4 protein-coding genes are annotated in these 1,888 nt (G+C 66.0%); all 4 read right to left on the reverse strand.

All coding sequences use genetic code 11. From position 1 onward, the window contains the following. Positions 1 to 346 (reverse strand): hypothetical protein (locus I5Q34_RS34095; RefSeq protein ID WP_199896378.1); only part of this gene is annotated, 346 nt, incomplete at its 3' end. An 18-nt stretch (positions 347 to 364) separates the two neighbouring features. Next, positions 365 to 781, reverse strand: coding sequence for a hypothetical protein (locus I5Q34_RS35395; RefSeq protein ID WP_234429952.1), 417 nt, complete (start codon positions 779 to 781; stop codon positions 365 to 367). Further along, entirely contained in the window at positions 768 to 1,241 is a 474-nt protein-coding gene (locus tag I5Q34_RS34105) for an endonuclease VII domain-containing protein (protein WP_199896379.1), read from the reverse strand. The genes I5Q34_RS35395 and I5Q34_RS34105 overlap by 14 nt, the downstream gene beginning before the upstream one ends. Before the next feature lie 9 nt (positions 1,242 to 1,250). Beyond that, positions 1,251 to 1,709, reverse strand: coding sequence for a hypothetical protein (locus I5Q34_RS34110; RefSeq protein WP_199896380.1), 459 nt, complete (start codon positions 1,707 to 1,709; stop codon positions 1,251 to 1,253). Positions 1,710 to 1,888 lie beyond the last annotated feature (179 nt).

Below are 1,888 nucleotides of genomic sequence, written 5' to 3' on the forward strand. Positions count from 1 at the left end.
CCACCGGGGACGGCCCGCCATCGGGCGAGCTCTGCCCCAAAGGGGCCGACACCCCCGCCAGAGCATCGATCCAGGCGGAGGCCAGGCGCATGACGAAGTCCTGGTCGAGGCCGAAGACTTCGTCTTCCGTGATCGGCACCGGGGCGCCGTCCTCGGTTTCCAGGTTCCAGGAGATCAGCGCCCGCGCGAATCGCCGGATCATGTCCGGCACGGAAGCCGCCTCCACCTCGCCGAGCCCCATCACCTCCAGGTACTCGGCGACGGTCAGGCCGCGCAGCGTGACCTCCAGCCCGTCGAGCTCGGGATCACCCTCGAAGCGCAGCACAATCCGCTTCGGCTTCTTCACAAACCCCATGCCGCCCCCTTACGCCCACGTCGGCACGGTGCCGTCGGACAGGACACCGGGCACCGCGAACGTGAGCGCGCCATCGTCGGCCCTGGTCAGCGGGTAGTCCGTGAAGAGGCACTCATTGGTGAGCGTCTGCCCGGACACGGTGAGCGTGACGGTGCGCGCCACCGACGTGGAGGGCACGGTCTTGAACACGTCGTGCGACTGGTTCGCGGCGTCATTGAAGACGCCGTTGAGGGTCACGCTGAAGTCCGCCAGGAGCAGGAGCCGTTCCATGGCGCTCTTGTCGATGCCCGTGACGTCCTGCACCGCCCGCGGGGTGGCGAACTCCAGGTTCGTGATGTCGTTCTTGATCGCCCGGGCGGTGCCGCCGCTGTCGTCGACCGAGCAGGTCGTCCAGCCGAGCCCTGATTCCTTGCTAATTGGAATCACTCCCCTTCTTCAGGTAATCGATTGCTGCTACCAGCAAGTCGATGTCATCTCCCAGGAGCCCAATGGCCCGGTTACAGCGGTGGCAAAGCAGCCCCCTAACGCGGCCCGTGTCGTGGCAGTGGTCCACAGGCAAGCGGACGTACGGCCTCTTGGAGCGCGGATCGATGGTGCGTTCTGGCTGCTGGCAGATGGCGCACACTCCGCCTTGCTGCTCCAGGAGTTGTTCGTACTCCTCGGGCGTGATGCCGTAGTTCTGCTTGAGTTGAAGCCGACGCCGGTTCGTGAGGCCCTGATCTGTGTTGCGGGCATACCAGTCGCGGGCGCGAGTTGCGGCACAGTCCTTGCAATTGCTCTTGTAGAGAGTGATTCCCTTGCGTTGACCGCGGGGAGAGAATCGTGCGAAGGGCTTGACTTCGCGACACGTGCCACATTCGCGCGAGTCCGCGCCGATGAATAGCATGGTCCAATTCTATTGGAATCTCTGGGCACTTCGACCTCCTCGCCCTTTTTGCTGATTTTCGATGAGCCGTATCTGGTGCTCGCCGAAGTCTTCGACCCAGTCCGCGGCACGCTGGTGCCGGCGGGTTCGTCCGGTGGGGTTGCCGCGCCAGTCCCCGTCCCGGACCGCGTACAGCTCGGGGCGTGTCTTGTGCTCGGCGAAGCACCGTTGACCGGACTCGAAACGGAAGACCGTCAGGCCAGCCGCCGTCTTCTGCTCGCGGTACGTACGGCGCGACTCGGTGCGGATGTACCGGGCCTGCTGCTGTCCGAGCGGGGTGGACTCGTCGATGGCCGACTCCCACCCGTACCGCCATGCCGGGCAGCCGACTTGCTCGCACGCGGCTGCGATGAGGGTGTCCCGGGGCTGAGTGATGCTGTACGTCTGGTACGCCCCCGGGGCGAGGATCAGCCGGTCGGCTCGGTTCATGGGACGGCCCATCAGAATGTCACCGCCGTCGAGTTGCGGACCACGGAAACGGCGAAGACCGCGTTGGAGAACGTCCCCGTCGTCACCACCCGCAGGTAGCGCTCCACGGTCTGGCCGGCAGCGGTCGCGATCCGCTCGCTCGTCACCCCGGTGGCCGCGGTGAACGCGCCGCCGGTCAC

This window comes from Streptomyces sp. AV19 (assembly GCF_015999245.1).
Lineage (GTDB): Bacteria > Actinomycetota > Actinomycetes > Streptomycetales > Streptomycetaceae > Streptomyces.